Annotated in this window: 27 protein-coding genes; 11 read left to right on the top strand and 16 right to left on the bottom strand. The window is 66.4% G+C overall.

All coding sequences use genetic code 11. From position 1 onward, the window contains the following. Positions 1–59: 59 nt before the first annotated feature. The gene (locus ASE66_RS22845) at positions 60–959 is read right to left on the bottom strand and encodes an AraC family transcriptional regulator (RefSeq protein ID WP_057192061.1); all 900 of its coding nucleotides are present in this window, start codon (positions 957–959) and stop codon (positions 60–62) included. A gap of 288 nt (positions 960–1,247) precedes the next feature. On the opposite strand from ASE66_RS22845, the gene ASE66_RS22840 reads away from it, so the two are divergent. Next, a complete protein-coding gene (locus ASE66_RS22840; protein WP_057192060.1) occupies positions 1,248–1,634 on the top strand; it encodes an Atu4866 domain-containing protein in 387 nt (128 codons plus the stop codon). 33 nt (positions 1,635–1,667) lie between these two features. On the opposite strand, the gene ASE66_RS22835 is transcribed toward ASE66_RS22840, so the two are convergent. Next, positions 1,668–2,279, bottom strand: coding sequence for an NAD(P)-dependent oxidoreductase (locus ASE66_RS22835; RefSeq protein WP_057192059.1), 612 nt, complete (start codon positions 2,277–2,279; stop codon positions 1,668–1,670). 119 nt (positions 2,280–2,398) lie between these two features. Between ASE66_RS22835 and ASE66_RS22830 the strand changes: the two genes are divergently transcribed. Further along, positions 2,399–2,770, top strand: a complete 372-nt coding sequence (locus ASE66_RS22830) for a winged helix-turn-helix transcriptional regulator (RefSeq protein WP_057192058.1) — start codon at positions 2,399–2,401, stop codon at positions 2,768–2,770. Here ASE66_RS22830 and ASE66_RS22825 read toward each other — a convergent pair whose 3' ends face one another. Together ASE66_RS22825 and ASE66_RS22820 are read right to left on the bottom strand one after the other, a co-directional pair. Continuing rightward, entirely contained in the window at positions 2,771–3,004 is a 234-nt protein-coding gene (locus ASE66_RS22825; protein ID WP_413814285.1) for a hypothetical protein, read from the bottom strand. It abuts the gene before it with no gap. A gap of 85 nt (positions 3,005–3,089) precedes the next feature. Beyond that, entirely contained in the window at positions 3,090–3,584 is a 495-nt protein-coding gene (locus ASE66_RS22820; RefSeq protein ID WP_057192056.1) for an NUDIX domain-containing protein, read from the bottom strand. Positions 3,585–3,802: 218 nt separating this feature from the next. Here ASE66_RS22820 and rpsO point away from each other — a divergent pair, with 218 nt between their 5' ends. From rpsO to ASE66_RS22805, 3 genes are all read left to right on the top strand, one after another. After that, positions 3,803–4,072 (top strand): 30S ribosomal protein S15, encoded by a 270-nt coding sequence (rpsO, locus tag ASE66_RS22815; RefSeq protein ID WP_057192055.1) that lies wholly within the window; start codon positions 3,803–3,805, stop codon positions 4,070–4,072. 283 nt (positions 4,073–4,355) lie between these two features. Continuing rightward, positions 4,356–6,527, top strand: a complete 2,172-nt coding sequence (gene pnp / locus ASE66_RS22810) for a polyribonucleotide nucleotidyltransferase (protein WP_057192054.1) — start codon at positions 4,356–4,358, stop codon at positions 6,525–6,527. Between the two features lie 137 nt (positions 6,528–6,664). Beyond that, positions 6,665–7,297: a pyridoxamine 5'-phosphate oxidase family protein gene (locus ASE66_RS22805; RefSeq protein ID WP_057192053.1), complete on the top strand. Its 633-nt coding sequence runs from the start codon at positions 6,665–6,667 to the stop codon at positions 7,295–7,297. Between the two features lie 130 nt (positions 7,298–7,427). Here the strand turns inward: ASE66_RS22805 and ASE66_RS22800 are convergent, their stop codons facing one another. Then, positions 7,428–9,059 (bottom strand): HAL/PAL/TAL family ammonia-lyase, encoded by a 1,632-nt coding sequence (locus ASE66_RS22800; RefSeq protein WP_057192052.1) that lies wholly within the window; start codon positions 9,057–9,059, stop codon positions 7,428–7,430. 205 nt (positions 9,060–9,264) lie between these two features. Between ASE66_RS22800 and hemA the strand changes: the two genes are divergently transcribed. Then, positions 9,265–10,476, top strand: a complete 1,212-nt coding sequence (gene hemA, locus ASE66_RS22795) for a 5-aminolevulinate synthase (protein WP_057192051.1) — start codon at positions 9,265–9,267, stop codon at positions 10,474–10,476. Between the two features lie 18 nt (positions 10,477–10,494). On the opposite strand, the gene ASE66_RS22790 is transcribed toward hemA, so the two are convergent. From ASE66_RS22790 to ASE66_RS22770, 5 genes are read right to left on the bottom strand one after another with little or no spacing between them, the layout of a single operon-like run. Further along, positions 10,495–11,493, bottom strand: a complete 999-nt coding sequence (locus ASE66_RS22790) for an adenosine kinase (protein ID WP_057192050.1) — start codon at positions 11,491–11,493, stop codon at positions 10,495–10,497. A gap of 57 nt (positions 11,494–11,550) precedes the next feature. Continuing rightward, a complete protein-coding gene (locus ASE66_RS22785; protein ID WP_057192049.1) occupies positions 11,551–11,925 on the bottom strand; it encodes a helix-turn-helix domain-containing protein in 375 nt (124 codons plus the stop codon). Next, on the bottom strand, positions 11,925–12,485 hold the full coding sequence (locus tag ASE66_RS22780) for a Smr/MutS family protein (RefSeq protein WP_057192048.1): 561 nt from the start codon (positions 12,483–12,485) through the stop codon (positions 11,925–11,927). The genes ASE66_RS22785 and ASE66_RS22780 overlap by 1 nt, the downstream gene beginning before the upstream one ends. Positions 12,486–12,488: 3 nt before the next feature. Continuing rightward, positions 12,489–13,601 carry a murein transglycosylase A gene (locus ASE66_RS22775; RefSeq protein WP_057192047.1) on the bottom strand — a complete coding sequence of 371 codons (1,113 nt, stop codon included), beginning with the start codon at positions 13,599–13,601 and terminating at the stop codon, positions 12,489–12,491. Positions 13,602–13,648: 47 nt separating this feature from the next. Further along, a complete protein-coding gene (locus ASE66_RS22770; protein ID WP_057192046.1) occupies positions 13,649–14,374 on the bottom strand; it encodes a Tim44/TimA family putative adaptor protein in 726 nt (241 codons plus the stop codon). Positions 14,375–14,614: 240 nt separating this feature from the next. Here ASE66_RS22770 and secB point away from each other — a divergent pair, with 240 nt between their 5' ends. Continuing rightward, the gene (gene secB / locus ASE66_RS22765; RefSeq protein WP_244495028.1) at positions 14,615–15,109 is read left to right on the top strand and encodes a protein-export chaperone SecB; all 495 of its coding nucleotides are present in this window, start codon (positions 14,615–14,617) and stop codon (positions 15,107–15,109) included. Between the two features lie 151 nt (positions 15,110–15,260). Continuing rightward, a complete protein-coding gene (locus ASE66_RS22760; protein ID WP_057192044.1) occupies positions 15,261–16,004 on the top strand; it encodes a TerC family protein in 744 nt (247 codons plus the stop codon). A gap of 91 nt (positions 16,005–16,095) precedes the next feature. Here the strand turns inward: ASE66_RS22760 and dnaQ are convergent, their stop codons facing one another. The 5 genes from dnaQ to ASE66_RS22735 are packed head-to-tail and all read right to left on the bottom strand — an operon-like array spanning position 16,096 to position 19,739. Then, on the bottom strand, positions 16,096–16,803 hold the full coding sequence (gene dnaQ / locus ASE66_RS22755) for a DNA polymerase III subunit epsilon (protein ID WP_057192043.1): 708 nt from the start codon (positions 16,801–16,803) through the stop codon (positions 16,096–16,098). Position 16,804: 1 nt separating this feature from the next. Next, positions 16,805–17,416 (bottom strand): dephospho-CoA kinase, encoded by a 612-nt coding sequence (gene coaE / locus ASE66_RS22750; protein WP_057192042.1) that lies wholly within the window; start codon positions 17,414–17,416, stop codon positions 16,805–16,807. Positions 17,417–17,438: 22 nt separating this feature from the next. Next, positions 17,439–18,272, bottom strand: coding sequence for a shikimate dehydrogenase (locus tag ASE66_RS22745; RefSeq protein ID WP_057192041.1), 834 nt, complete (start codon positions 18,270–18,272; stop codon positions 17,439–17,441). A gap of 16 nt (positions 18,273–18,288) precedes the next feature. Further along, positions 18,289–18,912, bottom strand: coding sequence for a Maf family protein (locus tag ASE66_RS22740; protein ID WP_057192040.1), 624 nt, complete (start codon positions 18,910–18,912; stop codon positions 18,289–18,291). Then, the gene (locus ASE66_RS22735) at positions 18,909–19,739 is read right to left on the bottom strand and encodes a pyruvate, water dikinase regulatory protein (protein WP_057192039.1); all 831 of its coding nucleotides are present in this window, start codon (positions 19,737–19,739) and stop codon (positions 18,909–18,911) included. The genes ASE66_RS22740 and ASE66_RS22735 overlap by 4 nt, the downstream gene beginning before the upstream one ends. A 453-nt stretch (positions 19,740–20,192) precedes the next feature. On the opposite strand from ASE66_RS22735, the gene hemE reads away from it, so the two are divergent. From hemE to rho, 3 genes are all read left to right on the top strand, one after another. After that, positions 20,193–21,227, top strand: coding sequence for a uroporphyrinogen decarboxylase (gene hemE, locus ASE66_RS22730; protein ID WP_413814284.1), 1,035 nt, complete (start codon positions 20,193–20,195; stop codon positions 21,225–21,227). Positions 21,228–21,239: 12 nt separating this feature from the next. Beyond that, complete coding sequence (gene hemJ / locus ASE66_RS22725; RefSeq protein WP_082613671.1) at positions 21,240–21,665, top strand: protoporphyrinogen oxidase HemJ; 426 nt, start codon at positions 21,240–21,242, stop codon at positions 21,663–21,665. Positions 21,666–21,885: 220 nt separating this feature from the next. Further along, positions 21,886–23,151 (top strand): transcription termination factor Rho, encoded by a 1,266-nt coding sequence (rho, locus tag ASE66_RS22720; RefSeq protein ID WP_057192036.1) that lies wholly within the window; start codon positions 21,886–21,888, stop codon positions 23,149–23,151. A gap of 82 nt (positions 23,152–23,233) precedes the next feature. Here the strand turns inward: rho and ASE66_RS22715 are convergent, their stop codons facing one another. Then, positions 23,234–25,231: a thioredoxin domain-containing protein gene (locus ASE66_RS22715; RefSeq protein ID WP_057192035.1), complete on the bottom strand. Its 1,998-nt coding sequence runs from the start codon at positions 25,229–25,231 to the stop codon at positions 23,234–23,236. Positions 25,232–25,234 lie beyond the last annotated feature (3 nt).

The raw sequence follows: 25,234 nt of genomic DNA, 5'->3' as shown, positions 1-25,234 counted from the left end.
CCCGCAAGGCCGCCAACGGCCGCGCAGACGACGCCGGCTGGGAGGAGTTCTGAGCGGCGTCAGCCGCTGTAGATCGGCTCCCGCCCGCGGAAGCGCGCGACGTCGCGCAGCGGCGGGGCACCGAACAGACGGCTGTATTCCCGGCTGAACTGCGAGGGGCTCTCATAGCCGACCTCGAATCCGGCCGAGGCGGCGTCGTGCGCATTGGCCAGGATCAGCCGGCGGGCTTCCTGCAGCCGCAGCTGCTTCTGGTATTGCAGCGGGCTCATCGCCGTCACCGCCTTGAAGTGCAGGTGCAGCGCCGAGGCGCTCATTCGCGCCTCGGCGGCGACGATCTCGAGGCTGAAGGGCTTGCGGTAGTTGCGCTTGATCCAGCCGATGGCGCGATTGACCTGCTGCAGCTTGCTCTCCGCCACCGCGATCTGGCGCAGGTGCGCCGCCTGCTCGCCGGTCAGCAGGCGATAGAGGATCTCGCGCTCGGCCAGCGGCGCGAGCACAGGGATGTCGGCGGGAGAGGCGAGCAGGCTGGTCAGGCGGATCGCGGCATCGAGCAAAGCCGGCGTCATCGGGCTGAGCGTCATTCCCAGCCCGGGCTCGGGCTCACGGTCCGCCATGGGCCCAGCTTCCAGCATGAGCGCGCCGATCGCTGCCGGGTCGAGCTCGAGCTTGACGCAGAGATAGGGCTTGTCCGGCGTCGCCTCGATCACCTGGCCGGTGACCGGCAGGTCGAGTGAGACGACCAGGCAATGAGCCGCGTCGTAGCGGTAGACCTTGTCGCCCAGAATCACCTGCTTGGCACCCTGGGCGATGATGCAGAGCGCCGGCTCGTGCAGGCCGTGCATCGGCTCGCTCGGCTGCGACAGGCGCACCACCTTCAGCCGCGGGATCGCGGTGTCATGGACGCCGTCGGTCGGCGCGAAACGCGCGATCAGCGCGGCGAGCTCTTCGACCTGACGCATGCGGATCTCCTTCGCGAGCAGCCTCGGCTTCGGACTTTCATATAAGAAAGCACCGGAGTTTTGCGATGGCCAGGCTGAAGCGCTGGAGGATCAGGCAATGATCGCGGCGGATCGGTCTACCGCTCCCCGCTCGTGCCGATGCATTGTCAGGTCATACCGGCAGCGTCGTCGAACGACGGACCCATGGGCTGATCGCCCCTGGCGCCCAACGTCGGTCGCTACTGACATATTCCTGACAGACGTGGCGCTATCAGCACCATCCAACAACCTGAACGAAAGGAGGTCATCATGCCCTTCAGCCAGGTCTTCCAGTCATTCGGCGCGATCGCGTCGATCATCGCCCCGGCGAAGCGGCCGATCCGCCCGCTCGAGATCGATCTCGAAGCCTTCCAGCCGCTGAGCAAGGCCGAACGCGCCGTGCTCGGCCGCTGGATCAGCGAGGACGGGGCCATCCGGCTCGACCTGCGGCCGAACGGCCGCTTCGGCAAGCAGCGCGACCAGTCGCCGAGCCATGGCGGCCGCTACGAGGTCGATGCGGCGCAGCTCTATTTCGAGAGCGACGCCGGCCATGTCTGGAGCGGCGAACTCCGCCGCGGCCAGCTCGCCTTCGGCGAGAAGCGCTTCCGCCGGACCATGCAGTTGGATCCGGTCAGATTGATCCAAGCTGACCGGTGAAGCCATTCGGCGTTGAGGCGAGGGTGCCCCGCCTTAATAGCCGACCGTAAAGCGCTGGCGCGAATGCGCCGGCTTTTCCAGCTCGTCGACCAAAGCGACGGCGTAGTCCTCGGCCGAGATCCGGCTCTTGCCCTCGCCGTCGCCCAGGAGCTGGTCCTTGCCGAGGCGGAACTTGCCGGTGCGCTCGCCCGGCTCGATCAGGGCGGAGGGCGAGAGGAAGGTCCAGTCGAGGCCGCTCTCGCCCTTCAGCAGATCGAGGAAAGCGCCACCCTTTCTGGCTTCGTCGAGATAGATTGCCGGGAATTCCTTGGTGTCGAACAGTTTCACACCAGGCGTGACCTCGAGGCTGCCGGCGCCGCCGACGACGAGATAGCGTCCAACACCGGACTGCTTGACCGCCGCCAGCAGCGTCGCAGGGTCGCTGGCCGTGAAATGCACCGCGCTGATCACCGCGTCATGGCCGGCGAGCAGGGCGGCGAGCCCGGCCTTGTCATGGACGTCACCCTGTCTGGCGGTGACGCCGGCGCCCTGTGGCACCTTCTCGGGATTGCGGACGATGGCGGTGACCTGATGGCCGCGGCTGGCGAGCTCGGCGAGCAGACGCGAGCCGATGAAGCCGGTAGCGCCGATGAGAGCAATCTTCATGGTCGACCTTCCCTAGTATCCAATGGGAACCAACATCCCGATGGACACCAGATGGCGCGCGTGAGACTTTCTCTCAAGAAGGCACTTTCACGCCACAAGGTCACCTGCCGGAAACCACCATGCTGCACCGTCCCGACGCATTCGATGCCCGTTGTCCGACACGGCAGGTTCTCGACCGGATCGGCGACAAATGGGCGGTGCTGGTGCTGATCCTGCTCGAGCAGGAGACTTTGCGCTTCAACGCATTGCGCCGGCGCATCGACAGCATCTCGCAAAAGATGCTGTCGCAGACGCTGAAAAGCCTGGAACGCGACGGGTTGATCTCACGGCGCGCCTTCGCCACCGTCCCGGTTACGGTCGAATATTCGCTGACGCCGCTTGGGCGCACGCTCGCCGGCACGGTCGCGGCGCTGACCCAGTGGGCCGAGGCCCATATCGGTGAGGTCGAGGACGCGCAGCGACGCTATGACCGCGGCGAGGCCGCCGCCTGATCACGCAGCCTTGAGCGCAGGGCGGGCCGGGAAGGCCGGCGGCAACCCGCGCAGCCAGGCTTCTGCCCGGATGATCTCGTCGCGGGTCACGACCGGCACCGGATCGGACAAGATCGCCAGCAGCACCTCGCGGTCGAGCTGGCCGTTGGCGATCACATCGCGGAGCGCGTCGCGGGTCTCGCGCTCGGCCCGAAGCTGGGCCCCGAGCGCGGCGATGAGGCGATCTTTTGGCATGGCTGGCATGGTCTTCGACCCCTGCTGTCGCGTTCCGCAGAGTCAACCTGCGGAGCCAACAGAGGTTCCTGACAGCGCTCCAGAGTCAGCCGGCTGGCTCGTCGTCTACCAGCACTTCTTCGGGCGGAATCGGATCGGGTGCACCCTCAGCGAGATAGCGCGCGAGGATCGCCGACAGGCTCAGCGGTGTTAGCGGCTCGAGGACATTGCCCAGCTCGGCGACCGGCCACCAACGATAGTCGACCACGTTCTGCGCCTCGACCTCGTCGGTCATGACGGGGTCGAAGCGCGGCACCTCGACGATACGGTATTCCTCGCGCTGCGAGATCCGGCGGGCGCCCCAGTCGAAGATGTGATGACGACGCCAGACCAACGCGCCGACCCGGAAGTCGACCAGCCCGAGTTCCTCGCGCAGCTCGCGCCTCAGGCCATCCTCGATCGTCTCGCCGTGATCGAGCCCGCCGCCCGGCGCGATCCAGAAGCACCGCGTCTCTCCCGGCGGCCTCAGGCGAAAGAGCAGGGTCTGCCGTTCCGGCGTGAGGATGAGCGCTCGGACGGCGCGCCGTTCTTCCACCTGCATGATGCCCTCGCCATATCCGGATCAACGACCAGCCTGCGAAGCAGGCGCATCGGAACCGCTACGCTAGCCTTTCGCCAGATTTCGTGTATATCCCCGGCCAACCGGCTCGACAGCCGGCTGCGCGCCCCTTCCGCGATGAAGCGGTGCGGACTTCGGACCTTGCTGGACGACATCCCGGCCTGGCCCGCCAGATCAACACCGAACCAAAGGACATCACGATGTCGATCACTGCCGAGCGCAAGACCGCGCTCATGAAGGAACATGCCACCAAGCCGAACGACACCGGCTCGCCGGAAGTCCAGGTCGCGATCCTGACGGAGCGCATCAACAACCTGACCGGCCACTTCAAGTCGCACACCAAGGACAACCATTCGCGTCGCGGCCTGCTCAAGATGGTGTCGCAGCGTCGTTCGCTGCTCGACTACCTCAAGGGCAGGGAAGAGGCGCGCTACAAGACCCTGATCGAGAAGCTCGGCATCCGCCGCTGATCGAGACCGAATTTCCGCCCGGTGCCTCGCTGCTCCGGGCGGTTCTACTAGAGGCCAGGTAACCGGCCTCACTCCGGGAGTGCCGCAATGACGCGACCTCCCATTCCAGTGCGGCAACCGCATGGGGCGGCTTCCCGCATGATCCGCCGGCGTCAGTGACGTCCATGGCAGGATCGCCGAGCGCCCGGGCGCGCTTCCTGCAAGCACACCCCGGACGTTTAGCCGTCTTGCCCATGGGCACGATCGACGCCGGACGGATCGCATCCGACCGAAAGACATATCCATGTTTGATGTTCAAACCGAAGAGCTGATCTGGGGCGGGCGCAAGCTCGTGCTCGAAACCGGCAAGATTGCCCGCCAGGCCGACGCCGCCGTGCTCGCGACCTATGGCGAGACCGTCGTGCTCGCGACCGTCGTCTCCGCCAAGACGCCCAAGGCCGGGATCGACTTCTTCCCGCTGACCGTGAACTACCAGGAAAAGACCTTCGCGGCCGGCCGCATTCCCGGCGGCTATTTCAAGCGCGAGGGACGCCCGACCGAGAAGGAGACGCTGGTCTCGCGCCTGATCGACCGGCCGATCCGCCCGCTCTTCGTCGAGGGCTATCGCAACGAGACGCAGGTCGTCTGCACCGTGCTGCAGCATGACCTCGAGAACGATCCCGACATCGTCGCCATGGTCGCCGCCTCCGCCGCGCTGACGCTCTCCGGCGTGCCCTTCATGGGCCCGGTCGGCGCTGCCCGCGTCGGCTATTTCGACGGCGCCTACAAGCTCAACCCGCTGGTCGACGAGATCAAGGAATCGCAGCTCGACCTCGTCGTCGCCGGCACGCCCGACGCCGTCCTGATGGTCGAGTCGGAGGCCAAGCAGCTGTCCGAGGAGATCATGCTCGGCGCCGTGATGTTCGGCCACAAGCACTTCCAGCCGGTGATCGACGCCATCATCCGCCTGGCCGAGAAGGCCGCCAAGGAGCCGCGCGACTACACCCCGGCCGACAACTCCGTCGTGCTCGAGGCCGTGCTCAAGCTGGTCGATGCGGATATCCGCGCCGCCTACAAGATCACCACCAAGGCCGAGCGCTACAAGGCCCTCGACGCCGCCAAGGCCAAGGTCCAGGCGCTCGTCTCGGATACGCCGGACGGCAAGACGACCTTCACCAAAGAGCAGGTCGGCGGCCAGTTCAAGGAAGCCCAGGCCAAGGTCGTGCGCTGGACCATCCTCGACGACGGCGTCCGCATCGACGGCCGTGACCTCAAGACGGTCCGCAAGATCGTCTCGGAAGCCGGCATCCTGCCGCGCACCCACGGTTCGGCGCTGTTCACCCGCGGCGAGACCCAGGCGCTGGTCGTGACCACGCTCGGCACCGGCGACGACGAGCAGTACATCGACTCGCTGGAAGGCACCTACAAGGAGACCTTCCTGCTGCACTACAACTTCCCTCCCTATTCGGTTGGTGAAGCTGGCCGCATGGGTTCGCCCGGCCGTCGCGAGATCGGACATGGCAAGCTCGCCTGGCGCGCCATCCGCCCGATGCTGCCGGCGAAGTCGGAGTTCCCCTACACCATCCGCGTCGTCTCGGAGATCACCGAGTCGAACGGTTCGTCCTCGATGGCCACCGTCTGCGGCACCTCGCTGGCGCTGATGGATGCCGGCGTGCCGTTGAAGGCACCGGTCGCGGGCATCGCCATGGGCCTGATCCTGGAAGGCGAGCGCTTCGCGGTGCTCTCCGACATCCTCGGCGACGAGGACCATCTCGGCGACATGGACTTCAAGGTCGCCGGCACGTCCGAGGGCATCACCTCGCTGCAGATGGACATCAAGATCGCCGGCATTACCGAGGAGATCATGAAGGTCGCCCTCGACCAGGCCAAGGGCGGTCGCGACCACATCCTCGTCGAGATGAACAAGGCGCTCTCGGTGGCCCGTGGTCAGCTCGGCGAGTATGCGCCGCGCATCGAGACGATGAAGATCCCGGTCGACAAGATCCGCGAAGTCATCGGTTCGGGCGGCAAGGTCATCCGCGAGATCGTTGAGAAGACCGGCGCCAAGGTCAACATCGAGGACGACGGCACCATCAAGATCGCCTCGGCCGACGGCAAGTCGATCGAAGCGGCGATCAAGTGGATCAAGTCGATCGTCTCGGAAGCCGAGCCGGGCATGATCTATGACGGCTCCGTCGTCAAGGTCATGGAGTTCGGCGCCTTCGTGAACTTCTTCGGCGCCAAGGACGGTCTGGTCCACATCTCGGAGCTGGCCCCGCGCCGCGTCCAGAAGGTCCAGGACGTCGTCAAGGAAGGCGACAAGGTCAAGGTCAAGTTCCTCGGCATGGACGAGCGCGGCAAGGTGCGCCTGTCGATGAAGGTGGTCGACCAGGAGACCGGCGAGGACATCACCGAGAAGCTGAAGGCCGAGCGCGACGCCGAGAAGTCCCGCGAACGCCAGGGCGCCGAGGATTGAGCTCGCCCCAACGCTAAGCGTTTCACGTGAATCAGCGCCCCGCATCGAAAGATGCGGGGCGTTTCTTTTTGAGGTCACCCACTGGTGCAGTGCAGCTAGGCAGAATAGTCTAGACTTATCGACATCCGGAGGCCGGCATGACCGCGCATCGCATCACCTCGCCCGAACAGCTCGTCGCGCTCTATCCGAACCCGATCGCTCCGGCCTCAGTCCTCAAGGAGATCGACCACATCGACGCCAACTATGGTGCGCTGATCTCCGCCTCGCCTTTTTTCGTGCTCGCGACCAACGGTCCGGACGGGCTGGATTGCTCGCCGCGCGGGGATCTGCCGGGCTTTGTCACCGTGAGCGACGCGAAAACGTTGCTGATTCCGGACCGAAGAGGCAATAACCGCCTCGATTCATTGAAGAATCTTCTGTCCGACAATCGAATCGGAATGCTCTTTTTGATCCCCGGATACGGCGAAACGCTGCGTGTGAACGGCACAGCAGCGTTGTCGACCGACCCGGAGCTGTGCGCGCGCTTCGAGATGGCCGGAAAGCTGCCGGCCTGCGTGATCGTCGTCACCGTCGAGGCCGCCTACTTCCAATGCTCGCGAGCGGTGGTGCGCGCCGACCTCTGGAACCCGGCAGCGCAGGTCGACAAGCGGACGCTGCCCAGCGCGGGCACGATCCTGCGCGACATCTCGGCGCGGGCGGCGACGGAGACTTTCGATGGCGCCGCCTATGACAAGGCGCTGCCGGAGCGGGTCAAGGCGACGTTGTACTAGAAGGCTTCATTCTCGGGCGGAGCGCAGCGCAGATCCGAGAATCTCAGGACGAGAAGGCGCCGGCTGGTGCCTCCTCCGGCCTGAGATGCTCGGCTCAAGGCCGAGCCTGACGCGCGCCGTCAGGCGGTGCTTACTCCAACGCCCCCACCACCGCCTCGACCGCCTCGACGATCGCGCCGGAGCGGATCAGCGCCGTCGCCTGGTTCATCTCGGCGGCGTACCAGCGGTCACCATCGAGCGCCGGCGGGATCGTCTCACGCAAAGCGTCGAGGGCCGCCTGCGTGCCCTTGCCGAGCGGATGGGCCTTGGCGGTGTCGGCGATCAGGGAGAGCGCCTGGCAGGCCATCAGGATTTCGGCGGCGATGATCATCTCGACGTTCTCGACCACCGTGCGGGCCTTGCGGCCGCACCAGGTCGAGTTCGAAACATGGTCTTCGGCATTCGACTTGCCGGGGATCGAATCGACCGAGCCGGGCGAGGAGAGCGTGCGGTTCTCCATCACCAGTGCCGACATCGAGCACTGCACGGTGGCAAAACCGGTGTTGAGGCCGCGCTTGCCGGCGAGCAGGTTGCGCGGCAGGCCGTAGCTCATGGTGGGGTCAACCAGCCGGGCGAGGCGGCGCTCGCAGATCGAGCCGAGATCGGTCATGGCGATGGCGAGCAGGTCCATCGCCTGGGCGACGTACTGGCCATGGAAATGGCCGCCGGAGATGACGCGGTAGCCGTCATTCTCCGGAAAGATCAGGGGATTGTCGGTCGCCGAATTGGTCTCGGTCGAAATGATGCGGGCGACATAGTCGAGCGCCTCGCGGGCCGGGCCATGCACCTGCGGGGCGCAGCGCAGCGAATAGACATCCTGCACCCGCGGCGCCGGCGGCTTGCCGGGCGTGCGGCCGATCTCGTCGGGATAGATCGTCTCGCGGGCCGAAGCCGAGCAGCGCTTCGAGCCTTGCGTGATCTTGATGAGGTTGCGCGCCACCAGCGCCTGGCCGGGATGCGGGCGGGCGGCATGGACGCGTGGATCGAAGGCGGCGAGCTCCCCGCGCATGGCTTCGAGCGAGAGCGCGAGGCCGATATCGGCGGCCTTGATCAGGCGCTTGGCGTCCTCGGTGGCGAGCACGCCGAGCGCCAGCGAGACGGTCGAGCCGTTGATCAGCGCCGAGGCGTCCTTGGCGCCGAGCTTGAAATCGGGCTCCAGCCCGGCCCTGGCGAGAGCCTCGCGGGCCTTCATCCGCCTGCCCTTGTAGACGGCTTCGCCCTCCTCGAAGCCGCAGACAGCCGCAGACATATGAGCGAGCGGGGCAAGGTCGCCGGAGGCGCCGACCGAGCCCTTCTGCGGGATCACCGGATGGATGCCGGCATTGAGGCAGGCGAGCAGGCGCTCGACCAGCGCGACCTGCGGGCCGGAATAGTTCGAGGCGAAGGCATTGGCGCGCAGCAGCATGGTGGCGCGCGTCACATCCTCGGCAAAGGGCTCGCCGATTCCGGTGGCGTGGGCGTAGACGCTCTTGCGCTGATATTCGGTCATCTCCGACATCAGCACGCGCTGGTCCTTGAACAGGCCGACGCCGGTGTTGAAGGAGTACATGAACGGGGCTTCGTCGTTCATGAAATTGGTGTCGATATGGGCGCGTGTCGCCGCGATCGCCGCACGCGCCGTCGGCGCGAGGTTTGCCTTCTCATAGCGGCCGGAGGCGCCGGGCCGGGCCACGCGCAGCACCTGCTTGCCCTTCAGGGTGCGTCCGTCGATCGTTACCGCCATGGCCTGTCCTCGTCAGTTTCGAAGCCGATCTAACGGGCCATCGCGCCAAAGGGAAAGACCCATTCCCGCCCGGAAACGAAAAGCTCCTTGCACAATGAAGCGCGGACTGGGCTAGGATAGAGCGCCGTAGCCCTACTCGGCGCGACATCGGCGCGCCTTTACGCAGCGACTGGAATCCCTAAAAGGTGCCGCCAGGAGCGTCACGATGGATTTCGAAGCCTTTTTTCGCAGCGAGCTCGACAGCCTCAGGGCCGAGGGTCGCTACCGCGTCTTCGCCGATCTCGAACGCCGCGCCGGTCGCTTTCCGCGCGCCGCCTTCCACGGCCCGGATGGCCCGCGCGAGGTCACCGTCTGGTGCTCGAACGATTATCTCGGCATGGGCCAGCACCCCGTTGTGCTCGCCGCGATGCGCGAGGCGCTCGACAGCTGCGGTGCCGGCGCCGGCGGCACCCGCAACATCGCCGGCACCAACCACTACCATGTGCTTCTGGAGCGCGAGCTCGCCGACCTGCACGGCAAGGACGCGGCGCTGCTGTTCAACTCGGGCTACATGTCGAACTGGGCCTCGCTCTCGACACTGGCCGCGCGCATTCCCGGCTGCGTCGTGCTGACCGATGCCGCCAACCACGCCTCGATGATCGAGGGCATCCGGCACTCGCGCGCCGAGAAGCTGATCTTCGCCCATAACGATGCGCAAGACCTGCGCCGCAAGCTTGCGAGCATCGATCCCGCCAGGCCGAAGCTGATCGCCTTCGAGTCGGTCTATTCGATGGATGGCGACATCGCCCCGGTCGCCGAATTCTGCGATCTCGCCGACGAATTCGGCGCGATGACCTATATCGACGAGGTCCATGCCGTTGGGCTCTACGGCCCGCGCGGCGGCGGCGTCAGCGAGCGCGACGGGCTCAGCCACCGCCTCGACCTGATCGAGGGCACGCTGGCCAAATCCTTCGGGGTGATGGGCGGCTATGTCACGGGCTCGGCGGCGCTGTGCGACTTCATCCGCAGCTTCGCTTCCGGCTTCATCTTCTCGAGCTCGCTGCCGCCGACGCTGGCCGCAGGCGCGCTCGCCGCGATCCGGCATCTCAAGACGAGCTCGGCCGAGCGCGAGGGCCAGCGGGACCGCGTGCAAATCTTACGGCAGCAGCTCGACCAGGCCGGCATCACGCATCTGCCGAATCCGAGCCATATCGTGCCGGTGATGGTCGGCGATGCCGCCCTGTGCAAGCGGATCAGCGACGAATTGCTGGAGCGCTTTGCGATCTACGTCCAGCCGATCAACTATCCGACTGTGCCGCGTGGCACCGAGCGTTTGCGGATCACGCCGACGCCGCTGCATTCGGACGAGGACATCGCCGCGCTGGTCGGCGCCCTCAGCGAAATCTGGGGCGCCGTCGGGTTGAAGCGGGCGGCTTGAACCGGCCGCCTTTTTCTCTCAGAGCAGGCCGTTATTGGCGGCGAGCGTCTTCAGGTTGACGTCCGGGCGGGCGCCGACATGGCTGATGACCTCGGCGGCGGCCAGCGCGCCAAGCCGCAGGCAGTCGCGCGCCTCGCGGTTCGTCGTCAGACCATGGAGGAAGCCGGCAGCGAAGAGGTCGCCGGCACCGGTCGCATCGACCACGCGCTCGATCGGGAAGACCGGCTCGGCCACCACGCCATCCGGCGTCAGCGCCAGCGCACCGTTCTCCGAGCGGGTGATGACGGCGAGCACGTTCTCGGCCCGCAGAGCCGCCAGCGCCGTGTCGAAGTCGGCGCTCTGGTAGAGGCTTTTCAGCTCGTGCTCGTTGGCGAAGACGAGATCGACCATGCGATTGCGGATCAGGCCGAGGAATTCGTCGCGATAGCGGTCGACGCAGAAGGAATCCGACAGGGTGATGGCAACGCGGCCACCGGCCTTGTGGGCGAGCTCCGAGGCCTTGCGGAAGGCGTCCTTGGCGGCCGGCGGATCCCAGAGATAGCCTTCGAGGTAGACGATGTCGGCATTCTCGACCGTCGCGGCGTCGACATCGGCCGGCGACAGGCCCTGGCAGGCGCCGAGATAGGTGTTCATCGTGCGCTCGCCATCGGGCGTGACGATGATGAAGGAGCGCGCCGTCGCCGGGCCGTCCGTCGTAGCTTCCGTACCGAAAGCGACGCCGAGTGAGGTGAGGTCGTGGCGGTAGAGCTTGCCGAGCTCGTCGGCCTTGACCTTGCCGATGAAGGCGCCTTTTCCGCCGAAGGAGGCCAGGCCGGCGATGGTGTTGGCGGCCGAACCGCCCGAGACCACCTTGCCCGGGCCCATCGCGCCATAGAGCAACTCGGCCCGTGGCTCGTCGATCAACGCCATCGAGCCTTTGACCAGCGCGTACTTCGCCAGGAAATCTTCCTCCGCCGAGGCGAAGACGTCGACGATGGCATTGCCCAAGGCGAGCACGTCATAGCGCTTGGAGGTCATGGGGATGTCCGTGATGGCGAGAGGATGGCGGCGTGTCGCATTTGCCGGCAGGCGAGGTCAAGCGCTGCCGCGCCGGCGCACGGCGCTGTCGAGGATCGAGGTCAGCGCCGCAAGGTCGGACGGGCCGAGCCATTGCACCTCGTGGGCGAGGCGATTGGCGAACAATGTCGCCTCCGGCTCGAGGCCGGCGGTATCGATCACGATGCGCGGATGCGAGAGTTCCGCGAGGCGGATCAGCTCGTCGGCCTCGTCCCAGATCACGCCGAGCAGATGGATCGCGCCCTGGATCAGGGTGAAGGTCGGCTGGCCGCGCTTGCCGTGTTCGAGCGCCGAAAGATAGGCCGGGGTGACGCCGAGGGCCTGCGCCATCTGCGCCAGCGTAACGCCGCGGGTGGCGCGCAATTCGCGAACGCGGCGGCCGAAGGGCGTCATCAATCGACCTCCCGGCTGCGGCGCAAACGGATATAGAGCGCCCCGGTACCGCCATGACGCTGCTCGGCCTCGTCGAAGCCGAGCACCAGCGGGCGTAGATCCGGCAGACGCAGCCAGCGCGGGACGTTGCGGCGCAGGATGCCGCGCTCCTCGCCATAAGGGACATCACCGGCGATGCCCTTGCCGGTCACCACCAGTACGAGCTTGGCTCCGCGCTGCTGTTGCAGCCGCAGGAAGCCTCGCAAAGCCGAATGGGCCTCGTCCTGGCGCAGGCCGTGCAGGTCTATCACCGCCTCGACGCCCTGCTGGCCACGACGCAATTGCGTGCGCATGCGCCGCTCGAGCGGTACCAGCGGAGGCGGGGCGGGCTTGGCGGACAGACGCGCGGGCGCCAGCACGGCCGCAGACGGAACATTCTCCGCAGCCGGAGCGGGCTTCGCCTGCGCCTCCTCCGGCTCGGGCTCGACAGGCGCGCGGCCCGCCAACGGCTTGACCGTGCGCGCGACCTGGCGCCAGAGCGCGAGTTCCGCCTCGGAGAGGAGCTTGCCGCGCCGGCGCATGGCTCAGCGTGGCCAGAGCACGACGAAGTCAACAGGATGGCGGATCAGGCCGGCGCGATGGCCTGCTTCCGCGCCCGAGCCGACGAAGAGGTCGATCCGAGCCGGGCCGACGATCGCCGTGCCGGTATCCTGGGCCAGCATCAGCCGGGCGAGCCTCTCGCTGCCGCCCTTGCCGTTCGGGATCTCGGTCTCGATCCAGGCCGGCATGCCATAGGGCCAGAGCGAGCGGTCGACCGCGACGCTGCGCAGCGGGGTCAGCGGCAGGCCGGCGCCGCCGATCGGGCCGGAGCCGGCCGGGAGATCATCATTGCGGGCGAAGAAGACGAAGGAGCGGTTGAGTCGGATCAGCTCGCGGGCGAAGCCGGCATCGCCTTTCAGCCGAGCGATGAGCTTGTCCATCGTCATCTGCTCGGGCGGAATGTTCTCGCGCCGGCTGAGCTCGCGCCCGAGCGAGGTATAGGGGTGGCCATTGCGCCCGGAATAGACGAGACGCGTCACCTTGCCGTCCGGCAGGCGGATCCGGCCCGAGCCCTGGACCTGCAGGACAAAGCGGTCGACGGGATCGCGCATGAAGAGGATTTCGAGACCCTGGTCGTCGAGCGCGCCTTCTTCGATCGCCCCACGGTCGGGGAAGGGTTCAAATCCCCTGGCGGTCCGGCGCGCCGAGGTCAGGGCCGCATCGAGGCCGGGCCAGTCATCGCCCGGCATCCTGGTCACGAGATCGGCCGGGCGACCGTAGAGCGGCGTCGGGAAGGCGTCCGAGCGGGTCAGCGCGCCCTCGAACTCCGGCTCGAAATAGCCGGTCATGAAGCCGCGCTCGGCGCCGGCCGGGCGGATGCGCCAGAAAGCGAAATTATCTTCGAAGAAGCGGCGGGCGACAGCCTCGCTCGGCTCACCCGCGGCAAGCACGGCCGCAGCCTTGGTGCACAAGGCCGGGAGAGCCGGTGGCGGAGCCGCGCCCTGCCGCAATGGCGGATCGGTCTCGCAGCCCTGCGCGAACAGGCGCAGCACTGTGCGCTGATCATCGACACCCCAGCCCGCAAGCGCGGCGGGCGCCACGGGTTCGGCCCGGGCGCCCGTCGGCAGAGGTGGAGGCGAAGCTTCGGCGCCGGTCATCGATAAGCTTGCGGCCAGCAGCCCCAGAGCGAGACCGGCGGCACGAATCACGCGGCCGATTCGGTGGCGACCAGCAGCCAGTTCGGATCGCGGCTGCCGAGCTGGCGCGAGAAGGTCCAGACGTCGTTGACCTCGGACACCGCATCGGCGCTGCCGTCGACGACAGTGCCCTGCGCATCGCGGACGACGCTGATCAGCTGCGAGGCGAAGGCGATCGTGACCTGGGCAACCTTGCCCTTGACGTCGACCGCGACGATCTCGGCCTTGTCGATCGAGACGAAATTGGATTCGGCCTTCTCGCCACGCTTCTCGCGCTCGGCGATCGCCTGCTCGAAGCCGTCATAGACTTCCTTGGCAAGCAGGCCCTTCAAGGTCTTGCGATCGCCACGGGCGAAAGCCGTGACGATGGTCTCGTAGGCCGATTTCGCGCCACCGACGAAGCCGGGCGCATCGAAGCCCGCTTCCTGGCGAAGGATGGCGTCGAGGCCGACGGCGATGGGCGAACCTGGCTCGGCGATGCCCTTCCAGCGTTCCACCTCGGCGACAGGGGCAGCCGCAGCATCGTTGGCGGCGCCCGGCAACCGGACGACATTGTCGCGCCGCTCGCCATTGCCCGGCTGGTCCGGGCGCAGCGGCGGGGTCTCCCGGCGTGCGAACGGATCGGCCGGGGGCTTCTCGTGCCCGGTCTTCTGGCCCAGAACCGAGCGCAGTTTCCAGGCGACGAAAACGGCCAGGGCCAGGAAGACCAGGGTCGTCATATCGAAATTCTGCATCGCCGGCTGATCCGAACCTCGAAAACTCGTTCCCGCGCGGGCGCGCTTCTGCTGCCCGTCATCGAACGGATATGGTGTGGAAGGCTCGTAACATCCACCCCCGGGGTGCGACAAGGCACGAAAGCGCGCTTCGCTTGTGCCGGCACCCTCACCATGATACCCGGCGCTGCCGTCTTGTCGGGTAGTTCCGGCCACGGCACAGAGTTTCCCGATGGTTTTCTAAAGACAGTGATGGGACCGATGGCCAACGAAAACGGCAACGGCGCCGGCGCCGCCGACCAGCAAGGACCCAGCCTCAACACGCTGGTCCAGTACATCAAGGATTTCTCCTTCGAGAATCCGAACGCTCCGCGCTCGCTGACCCAGCAGCAACAGCAGGGCGGACCGCAGATCAGCCTCCAGGTCAACGTCCACGCCAATGCGCTCGGCGAGAACGACATCGAGACGATCCTGACGCTCGAAGGCAAGGCGACGCTGAACGACGAGACGCTGTTCGCGTTCGAGCTCAGCTATGCCGGTGTCTTTCGGATCCAAGGCGTGCCGCAGGAGCAGCTGCATGCGGTCGTGATGATCGACTGCCCGCGCCTGCTCTTCCCCTTCGCCCGGGCGATCGTCGCCGAAGCGGTGCGCAATGGCGGCTTCCCGCCGCTCTATATCGACCCGATCGACTTCGCTGCGCTCTATCGCCAGCGTGTCGAGGAAATGCAGGCCCAACAGGGCGCGCCCAACGCCTGAACGGCCACCGGTAGCGTGAATGCGACAGATAAGAGCCCTTCGGGGCTCTTTTTTGTTGACCAACCGTTGTGGAATCGCCGGAGCGTTTCCATGTCCCGCGGGCCAGAGGCCGCCATCCCGGCGCGCCGTTCCCGCGAGGTTCACGACTTCCATGGATTCCCTTATGACGCTCGCCGCTGACCCAGCCATATGGGCGGCGCTCGGCGCCCTGATTGCCATGGAGGTCGTCCTCGGTATCGACAACCTCATCTTCATCTCGATCCTGACTAACAAGCTGCCCGAGCATCAGCGCGCACGCGGCCGCCGGATCGGCATCGGTCTGGCGCTGATCCTGCGACTTGCGCTGCTCTCCACCGTCGCCTTCATCGTGCAGCTCACCGCGCCGGTGTTCTCGGTCTTCGGCAAGGCCTTCTCGTGGCGCGACATGATCCTGATCGCCGGTGGCCTGTTCCTGGTCTGGAAGGCGACCAAGGAAATCCACCACAAGGTCGATCCCGATCACGGGCCTGACATGTTCGACGGCGGTGCGGCCGCGGCCGTGACCTTCGGCGGCGTGATCTTTCAGATTCTGCTGCTCGATCTCGTCTTCTCGATCGACAGCATCATCACGGCAGTGGGCATGACCGAGCATGTGCCGGTGATGGTGATCGCCGTGATCGTCGCCGTTCTGGTGATGCTGCTCGCGGCCGACCCGCTGGCGCGCTTCATCGACAAGAACCCGACGATCGTGATGCTGGCGCTCGGCTTCCTGCTGATGATCGGCGGCACGCTGATCGGCGAGGGCTTCGGCGCCCATATCCCGAAGGGCTACATCTACGCCGCCATGGCGTTCTCGGCCCTGATCGAGGGGCTGAACATGATGTCGCGCCGCGCGAGCCGGAAGCAGGGCGGATAACCATCACGCTTGTCATGCTCGGGCTCGACCCGAGCATGACGATCGGAAGATTCCCGGGCCGCCGCGAGCCGCCCGGGACTGACGCCTAGCGTCACGCCTCCTCAGGCACACCGAGATAGCCACGCCAGAGCGGCCCCTTGAGCTTCATCACGAAAGCCTCATGGGCCGCTCGTTCCTCCGGCGTCAGCCGGGGCGCGAGCGGGCGCTGGCGGACGGGGCGTTCGATCGCCGCTGCGAGCCCGGCGCCGGCCTTGCCCGCAGCAGCGCTGCCGAAGCCGAGGCTCGTCTGCTTGCCGCCGATCAGCTCGATATAGACTTCGGCGAGGATCTCGGAGTCGAGCAGCGCGCCGTGCTTGGTGCGGCGGCTGTTGTCGATGCCGTAGCGCGAGCAAAGCGCGTCCAGGCTGTTGCTGGCGCCGGGATGCTTGCGTCTCGCCATGGCGAGCGTGTCGACCACGAGCGCCGACACGATCGGCGGCAGGCCGAGCCGGCCGAACTCCATGTTGATGAAGCCGACGTCGAAGGCGGCGTTGTGGATGACGAGCCTGGCATCCGCGATGAAGGCGGCGAACTCGCTGGCGATCGCGGCGAAGACCGGCTTGTCGGAGAGGAAGGCCTCTGAGAGCCCGTGCACCCTGAAGGCGCCGTCCGGCATATTCCGCTCGGGGTTGATGTAGACGTGGTAGTTGCGGCCGGTCGGGCAATGATTGATCAGCTCGACGCAGCCGATCTCGACGATGCGATCGCCCTTCAGCGCTTCAACGCCGGTGGTCTCGGTATCGAGAACGATCTCGCGCATGTCAGCCCGCCCTCCCGTTGCGGCCGAAGCGGCCGGCGACGGCATTCAGGATAGAGCGGACCTGGCGTTCGGCGGCCACGAGCCCGCGCGAGGTGTCCACAAGGAAATGGGCCAGGCGCCGCTTCTGCGCATCCGGCATCTGGCGGGCGAGGATCGCGGCGAATTTCTCTTCCGTCATGCCGGGACGGCCGAGGACGCGCTTGCGTTGGACCTCCGCCGGAGCGGTGATGACGACGACCGCGTCGTAACGCCCCTCCCCGCCTGTCTCCAGCAAAAGCGGGATGTCGAGCACGGCAACGGTCGCGCCGCTCCTGCGGGCTTGCGCCAGGAAGGCTTGTTCCTCGGAGCGCACCAGCGGATGGACGATCGCCTCGAGCTGCGCCAGCGCTTCCGGCCGGCCGAGCACGGCCGCAGAAAGCTTTGCCCGGTCGACGACACCAGCCACCGTGGTTCCCGGGAAGGCGGCCTCGATCTGCGGCGCGGCGACGCCGGAGTAGAGATCGTGCACCGCCTGGTCGGCATCGTGGACGGGCACGCCGGCAGCGCGGAACATCGCCGAGGTCGTCGACTTGCCCATGCCGATCGAGCCGGTGAGGCCGAGCAGGAAGGTCATCGCAGCGTCTCCGCCATCATGCTCACGAAGCCGGAATGTCAGCTTCGAGCTTCACCCGCAGCGCATCCGTGACCTGCGGGCGGACACCGAACCAGCGCTCGAAACCCGGAACCGCCTGGTGCAGCAACATGCCGAGACCATCAACCGGGAGGCCGCCACGGCGTCGGGCTTCGGCGAGCAGCGGCGTCTCCAGCGGGACATAGACGATGTCGTCGACGATCGTGCCGGGACGCAAGGCCGAGAGATCGATCTCCAGCGGCGGCTGGCCGTGCATGCCGAGCGAGGTCGTGTTCACGATCAGATCGCTCTCAGCCACGAGCACGGCGACATCCCGCCAGGGGTGCGCCTCCACTGCTTCCGGAAACGACGCCGCCAGGTCGACCGCACGTTCGGAGCTGCGATTGACCAGGAGGATGCGATTGACGCCACGCTCGGCGAGGCCGTGGATCACGGCGCGGGCGGCGCCGCCGGCGCCAAGAATCAGCGCCGTCCGGGCGCGCTCGGCCCAGCCAGGCACGCAGGCATCGAGATGGGCGAGGAAGCCATAGGCATCGGTGTTGTCGCCATGAAGCCGGCCATCCGCCATCCAGAGCGTGTTGGCCGCGCCCATGGCCCGTGCCGTCGCGCTGGCCTGGTCGAGCAGGGGCAGCACCGCCTCCTTGTTCGGCACGGTGACGTTGCCGCCGACGAATTCGCCGGCGCGCAGGCGCGCGATGAAGGCCGGGACCTCGGCGGGCGGGACGTCGACGCGTTCATAGCTGCCGGCAAGACCGTATTCGGCGAGCCAATGGCCATGGATCAGCGGCGAGCGAGAATGCGCGACGGGATGGCCGATGATGAAGCAACGTCTGGTCATGGTCTTGAAACGGAATTCATGCGGCGAGGCCGAGATTGCGGAGCGTGGCGAGCAGGCTCAGCATCGGCAGGCCGAGGATGGTGGAATGATCGCCCTCGATGGCCGCGAACAGATGGATGCCGAGGCCTTCGAGCTGATAGCCGCCGACACTGGTGGTCGCGGCAGCGCCGGCCAGCGCGACATAGTCCCTGATAAAGTCCGGCGTCAGCGGGCGAATGGCGAGCACTGCATTGCTGGCGCCACCACCAACGATCCGGCCGTCGCGGGCCAGGGCGAAGGCCGAGGTGAGCACGTGCTTGCGGCCGGCGAGCATGGCGATCTGGCGCTCGGCGCCGGCGGCATCCTCGGGCTTGTGGAACGGACGACCTTCGCAAATCAGCATCTGGTCAGCCGAGAGGACGACCCGGCCGGGATGCCCCGGCGAAACCGACAAGGCCTTGGCTTCTGCCAGCGCCGCGGCGACGCCAGCGGGCGGGCCGCCCATGGCGAGGAACTCCGCCTCGACCAGGCGCTCGTCGACGACCGGCTTGATCACCTCGACCGGGAGCCCCGCCGCTTCGAGCAGCTGCAGACGCGTCGCGCTGCCGGAAGCAAGGATGAGCGGCGCCTCCCCGCGCCAGAATGCCGCCCGGGCGGTCACGTCGCGATGAACTTCATGCGGTGGTCGCGCAGCAGGTCGAGGATGCCGGCGGCCGTCTCCTCTATCGAGCGTCGGGTAACGTCGATCACCGGCCAGCCCCTGCGGGCGCAGAGCCGGCGCGACTGGGTGATCTCGTCGGCGACCGCATCGGGATCGACATAAGGCGTCTCGTCATCCGCCTTCAACGACAGCAGCCGGTTCTGCCGGATCTGGATGATGCGCTCGGCACTGGCGACGAGACCGACGACCAAAGGCTTCTTCAGGCCATCGAGCTCGACGGGCAACGGTACGTGCGGCACCAGCGGGATGTTGGCGGTCTTGATGCCGCGATGGGCCAGATAGATGCTGGTCGGCGTCTTCGAGGTCCGGCTGATGCCGACGAGAATGACATCGGCACTTTCGAGATCGCCGCCGAGCTGACCGTCATCATGCATCAGCGTGTAGTTCATCGCGTCGATGCGGCGGAAGTACTCGGCATTGAGCATGTGCTGCGCGCCGGGACGCGGCGCCGAAGCCTGGCCGAGATAGGACTGGAACAGCGACAGCACCGGCTGCAGCACCGACAGGCATGGGCAGCCGATATCGCGGCAGAACGCTTCCAGCCGCTCGGCCCATTCCGGCTCGACCAGCGTATAGAGCACGACGCCGGGCGAGGTCTCGATTTCGGCGAGCACCCGCGACAACTGGTTCTCGGAGCGGACGAGCGGGTAGACATGCTCGATCGCCGAAACTGCCTCGTACTGTGCCGCGGCAGCGCGGCTGACCGCGATCAGGGTTTCGCCGGTCGCGTCCGAGACCAGGTGCAAGTGAAAATAATTGCGCGCCACGGCTTCCGTCGCCCTCGCCGGCCTCTTCTGCGATTCAGCTCTAGAGCGGTTCCGCCAGCGTGGGAATCCCTTTTCGAGCCGACTGGACATGGCCGGGTGACCGGTTCGGACGGCTGGGACAACTGGGGATAACCGGGCACAACCAGAGCCCCATCGCAGAGGGGCGGGATAACCCTGCTTCCAGCTCAACAGGCATCGGCCTGTGGGCTGAATCGGGATGTTTCACGTGAATCATTTTTGGACGAGGCGCCGAGCCGCGCTCCAGGGCGAAATCCAATTCGTTAAGAAACTGTTAAGGGCTGGCCGGCGCCTTGGAGGCCGCCCGGCGCGGCGACGCGTCACCTGTGGACCGGTTGTGGACAATCTTGCGGCGGGCTATGTGCCCCTATCCAACAGTCAAAACAGAAGACTCTCTTAAAAGAGATTCTTTTTAGAAGAAGGGCAGAGAGCCCGGTGCCTTTCATGAACGAGAGCCTTTTCCTCCGCACTCTTTCCGGTGAGACGCTGCCGAAGCCTCCGCTTTGGATGATGCGACAGGCCGGACGTTATCTGCCGGAATATCGCGAACTCAGGGCCAAGGCCGGCGGGTTCCTGGAGCTTTGCTATAATCCGGAATGGGCAGCCGAGGTGACCCTGCAGCCGATCAGGCGCTTTGGCTTCGACGCGGCGATCCTGTTCTCGGACATCCTGGTGATCCCGCATGCGCTCGGGCAGAAGCTCTGGTTCGCGCAAGGCGAAGGGCCGAGGCTGGAGCCTGTCGCTGATGCAGTCAGGCTTGGCGAAATCCGCAACGAGATCGACCAGGACGTGCTGGCGCCGGTCTACGAGACCGTCCGACGAGTGAAGGCTGCCCTGCCCGCGGGGACAGCGCTCATCGGCTTCTGTGGGGCGCCCTGGACGGTCGCGACCTATATGGTCGCCGGGCGCGGCACGCCGGATCAAGGGCCAGCCAAGGATCTGTTCCAGCGCGACCCCGAGCTCTTTGCCAGGCTGATCGACCGGCTCGTCGTCAACTCGGCGGCCTATCTCAACGCGCAGATCGAAGCCGGCGTCGATGCTGTGCAGATTTTCGATAGCTGGGCGGGCTCGCTCGGGCCGGAGGATTTCAAGCGCTGGTCGATCGAACCGACCCGGCGGATCGTGGCGCTGGTCCGGGCCCGTCATCCCCATGCGAAGATCATCGGCTTTCCGCGAGGAGCCGGCGCCGGCATTCCGTCTTACGTCCGCGAGACCGGGATCGATGCGGTCGGGCTCGAGACCGAGATCGACCGGGGCTTTGTGCGCGAGGCGATCCAGCCGATCGTTCCGGTGCAGGGCCATCTCGATCCGCAACTGCTGCGGGCGGGTGGGCCGGAGCTCGATCGCGAGATCGACGCGATCCGTGCGGCATTCGGCGCAGGTCCGTTCGTTTTCAATCTGGGGCATGGCATTCTGCCGGATACGCCGATCGCTCATGTCGAGCGGCTGGTCGAGCTGGTGCGCGCCTAAAGGATCGATCAGATGGCCTATGAATGGATCAAGGCTTTCCACGTCATGGCGGTGATCGCCTGGATGGCGGGGATGCTCTATCTGCCACGGCTGATGGTCTACCATGCCGAGGCACAGACCGGCTCGATCCAGTCCGAGACCTTCAAGATCATGGAGCGCCGCCTGCTCAAGGGGATCATCAATCCCTCGATGATCATCACCTGGGTGCTCGGGCTCTACCTCGCCTGGAGCGCCTTCGGCTTCAAGGGTGGCTGGCTGCACGGCAAGATCGCGCTGGTCCTTGTCCTCTCGGGCCTGCATGGCTATCTCTCCGGCAGGGTCAGGGCCTTCGCCGAGGATCGCAACGACAAGCCGGCGCGGTTCTATCGCATCCTCAACGAGGTGCCGGCGGTGCTGATGGCGGGCATCGTCATCCTGGTGATCGTCAAGCCGTTCTGATTTCAGTGCGGTTTCCCGCTTGAGCCAGGCGGGGAAAGCGGTTATCAAGCCTCTGCGCCTTCTGTTCGCGTCCTTCCCTATCGTCGACGGTTCGTGCCACGGCGGCTTCCGCCAGCCGGCACGACATCCTGACAAGTGGGGCTCCCAGCCCTTCGTCCCGTCGATCCCTCCGCTGCCGTCTGGCCCGCCTTTGTGCAGGCCTGCTCAACCCGGGTGCCCCATGCGGGAAATCAAACTCCACGAACTCAAGGCGAAGTCGCCGACCGAACTGCTGACCTTTGCCGAAGGCATGGAGGTCGAGAACGCGAGCACGATGCGCAAGCAGGAGCTCATGTTCGCGATCCTGAAGCAGCTCGCTTCCCAGGAAACCGAAATTCTCGGCGAAGGCGTCGTCGAGGTGCTGCAGGACGGCTTCGGCTTCCTGCGCTCCTCCGATTCGAACTATCTGCCGGGCCCGGACGACATCTACGTCTCGCCCACTCAGATCCGGAAGTTCGGCCTGCGTACCGGCGACACCGTCGAGGGCCCGATCCGCGGCCCGAAGGATGGCGAGCGTTATTTCGCCCTGCTCAAGGTCAACACGATCAACTTCGAGGATCCGGAGAAGATCAAGCACAAGATCCACTTCGACAACCTGACGCCGCTCTATCCCGACGAGCGCCTCAAGCTCGAAGTGCAGGATCCGACCAAGAAGGATTTCTCGCCGCGCGTCATCGACATCGTCGCGCCGATCGGCAAGGGCCAGCGTGCCCTGATCGTGGCGCCGCCGCGCACCGGCAAGACCGTGCTGCTGCAGAACATCGCGCAGTCGATCACCACCAATCATCCCGAGTGCTATCTGATCGTGCTGCTGATCGACGAGCGGCCGGAGGAAGTCACCGACATGCAGCGCTCGGTGAAGGGCGAGGTTGTGTCCTCGACCTTCGACGAGCCGGCGACCCGCCACGTCCAGGTCGCGGAGATGGTGATCGACAAGGCCAAGCGCCTGGTCGAGCACGGCCGCGACGTCGTCATCCTGCTCGATTCGATCACCCGCCTCGGCCGCGCCTACAACACGGTGGTGCCGTCCTCCGGCAAGGTGCTGACCGGTGGCGTCGACGCCAACGCCCTGCAGCGGCCGAAGCGCTTCTTCGGTGCCGCCCGCAACATTGAAGAAGGCGGCTCGCTGACCATCGTCGCGACCGCCCTGATCGACACCGGCAGCCGCATGGACGAGGTGATCTTCGAGGAGTTCAAGGGCACCGGTAACTCGGAAATCATTCTCGACCGCAAGGTGGCCGACAAGCGCATCTTCCCGGCGATCGACATCATCAAGTCCGGCACCCGCAAGGAGGAGCTCATCACGCCGCGCTCCGACCTGCAAAAGACCTATGTGCTGCGCCGCATTCTCAACCCGATGGGTCCGCAGGACGCGATCGAGTTCCTCTTGGACAAGCTGCGCCAGACCAAGCAGAACTCCGAGTTCTTCGATTCGATGAATACCTGACCGGCGGTCACCGCCTCAGCGAATGAAAAGGCCCTGGCGTTGCGCCGGGGCCTTTTTCTTTGGGTGGCGTCCGCCCGCAGGCTCAGCGTGCGCCTGCCACTGCTTCTGCCAATCGCTTCGGCTCCGTGACAGGTGGCAGGCAGCTACCGTGCAGACAGATGAAGGCGGCGCCTGTCCCGGCCTGCCTGGCATAGGCATGGGCCGGGTGCTCCGGCGGCAATTCGTCCGGATCGGGGCAGTCGACCAGCATGATTGTCAGGTGCGGTAGTGCCAGGGCAGCTCGTCGGAAGACCTCGCGGTTCGGGCCGGCCAGGACGATCTCGATGCCGTTGCGGGCGAGATCATAGGCGTTGAGCACTGAGCCATGCGCGATCGGGGCATGCGCCGCCGCAGCGAGTATGACCACCAGAAACCGGTCGGCTTGCTCGCGATCCTCAGCCATACCGGTCTGGGCCGCGATCCGTAGCAGGTTGGCGGCATGGAGACCGTTCGCATTGGGTGTGGCGTCGTCATGACTCGGCCTTGGTATGACCGGTAGGGCCGCGCTGTCGGCACGAGTCATCCGCAGTAACCCTGAGTCAGCCTCGTGGTAGTGCCGCTCCAGATGGGCGCTCCACCCCCTGGCGAGATCGAAGTAGTGCTGCGCGCCGGTGGCGTCATGCAGGGCGAGGGCGGCCTCGGCCATGGCGGCGTGATCGAGCGCGAAGCCCGGAGCAATCAGTCTACCGGCGCGGTAGGAATGCGAGAGGCCATCGCTATCGGCCATGGATTCGGCAACGAAACGAAAGGCGTCGGCTGCGAGGTTGATCCAGTCCTTGCGGCCGAGGGCGCCGCTTGCCCGGACGAGACCTGAAATCATCAGCCCGTTCCAGTCGGCCAGGATCTTGTCGTCGCGGCCGGGCGGGATGCGTTTGCTACGGGCCTCGAGCAGGCGCGCGCGGAGCTCGGCGAGCCTGCCCGCTACCTCCAGCAAGGGGTCGGGCGTATCCAGCCGGTTGAGGATGGCGTGGCCTTCCCAATTGCCGCCGGTGGTCACGTCGTAATGCCGGGCGACAAGGGCGGCATCGTCCGGGCCGAGACTCTCGGTCAGCTCAGCCAGCGTCCAGACATAGAATTTGCCCTCCTCGCCTTCTGAATCGGCATCGAGGCTGGCGGCGAAGGCTCCCTCGGGCAGCAGCATGTCCCGCTTCAGCCAGGCGACGATGCCGTCAGCAGTCTCGCCTAGAAGCGGATCGCCGGTGCGCGCGGCCTCGAGCGCGTAGAGCGACAGCAGCTGGGCGTTGTCGTAGAGCATCTTCTCGAAATGCGGGACGAGCCAGCGCTCATCGACGGCATAGCGCGCAAAGCCGCCGCCGAGATGGTCGTGGATGCCGCCGCGCGCCATCTGCATCAGCGTCCGGCTGGCGGCTTCGCGGGAGGCTTCATCGCCCCTGCGTGCGCCATGGCGCCAGAGCAATTCGACCAGCCCGGGATTCGCGAATTTGGGCGCGCCGCCGAGCCCGCCATGGTCGCGGTCGAAGCGGCGTGCGATCTCGCCGGCGAGATGATCGAGATCAGGCTCGTCGGCTTCCGCCATCCGCTGCAGGCTCTGCTGCAGCGCTTCACCGATCGCCGAGGCATTGCGGCTGATGCGCTCGCGGTCGCTGCGGTAGAGGCCGGAGATCTGCCGGAGCACGTCGATGAAACCCGGCCTGCCATAGCGCGAGGTCGGCGGGAAATAGGTCCCGCCCCAGAATGGCGCGCCCTCGCTGTCGAGGAACATCGTCAGCGGCCAGCCGCCCTGCTCTCCGAGCGTGTGCAAGGCGCTCATATAGACATGGTCGATGTCGGGCCGCTCCTCGCGATCGACCTTGATGTTCACGAAGAGCTCGTTCATCACCGCAGCGATGGCAGGGTTCTCGAAGCTCTCATGCGCCATGACATGGCACCAATGGCAGGCGGCATAGCCGACGGAGAGCAGAATGGGCCGGTCGCCGGCGCGCGCCTGCGCGAAGGCCTCGTCGCTCCACTCCCACCAGTCGACGGGGTTGTTCCGGTGCTGCAGCAGATAGGGACTGGCGGCGTGCTTCAGGCGGTTCATCGG

The sequence above is a fragment of the Allobosea sp. Root483D1 genome, from assembly GCF_001429505.1.
In the GTDB taxonomy this organism is placed as follows: domain Bacteria; phylum Pseudomonadota; class Alphaproteobacteria; order Rhizobiales; family Beijerinckiaceae; genus Allobosea.
Note: the sequence above shows the minus strand (reverse complement) of the source record. Positions and strands in the feature narration are given on the sequence as shown.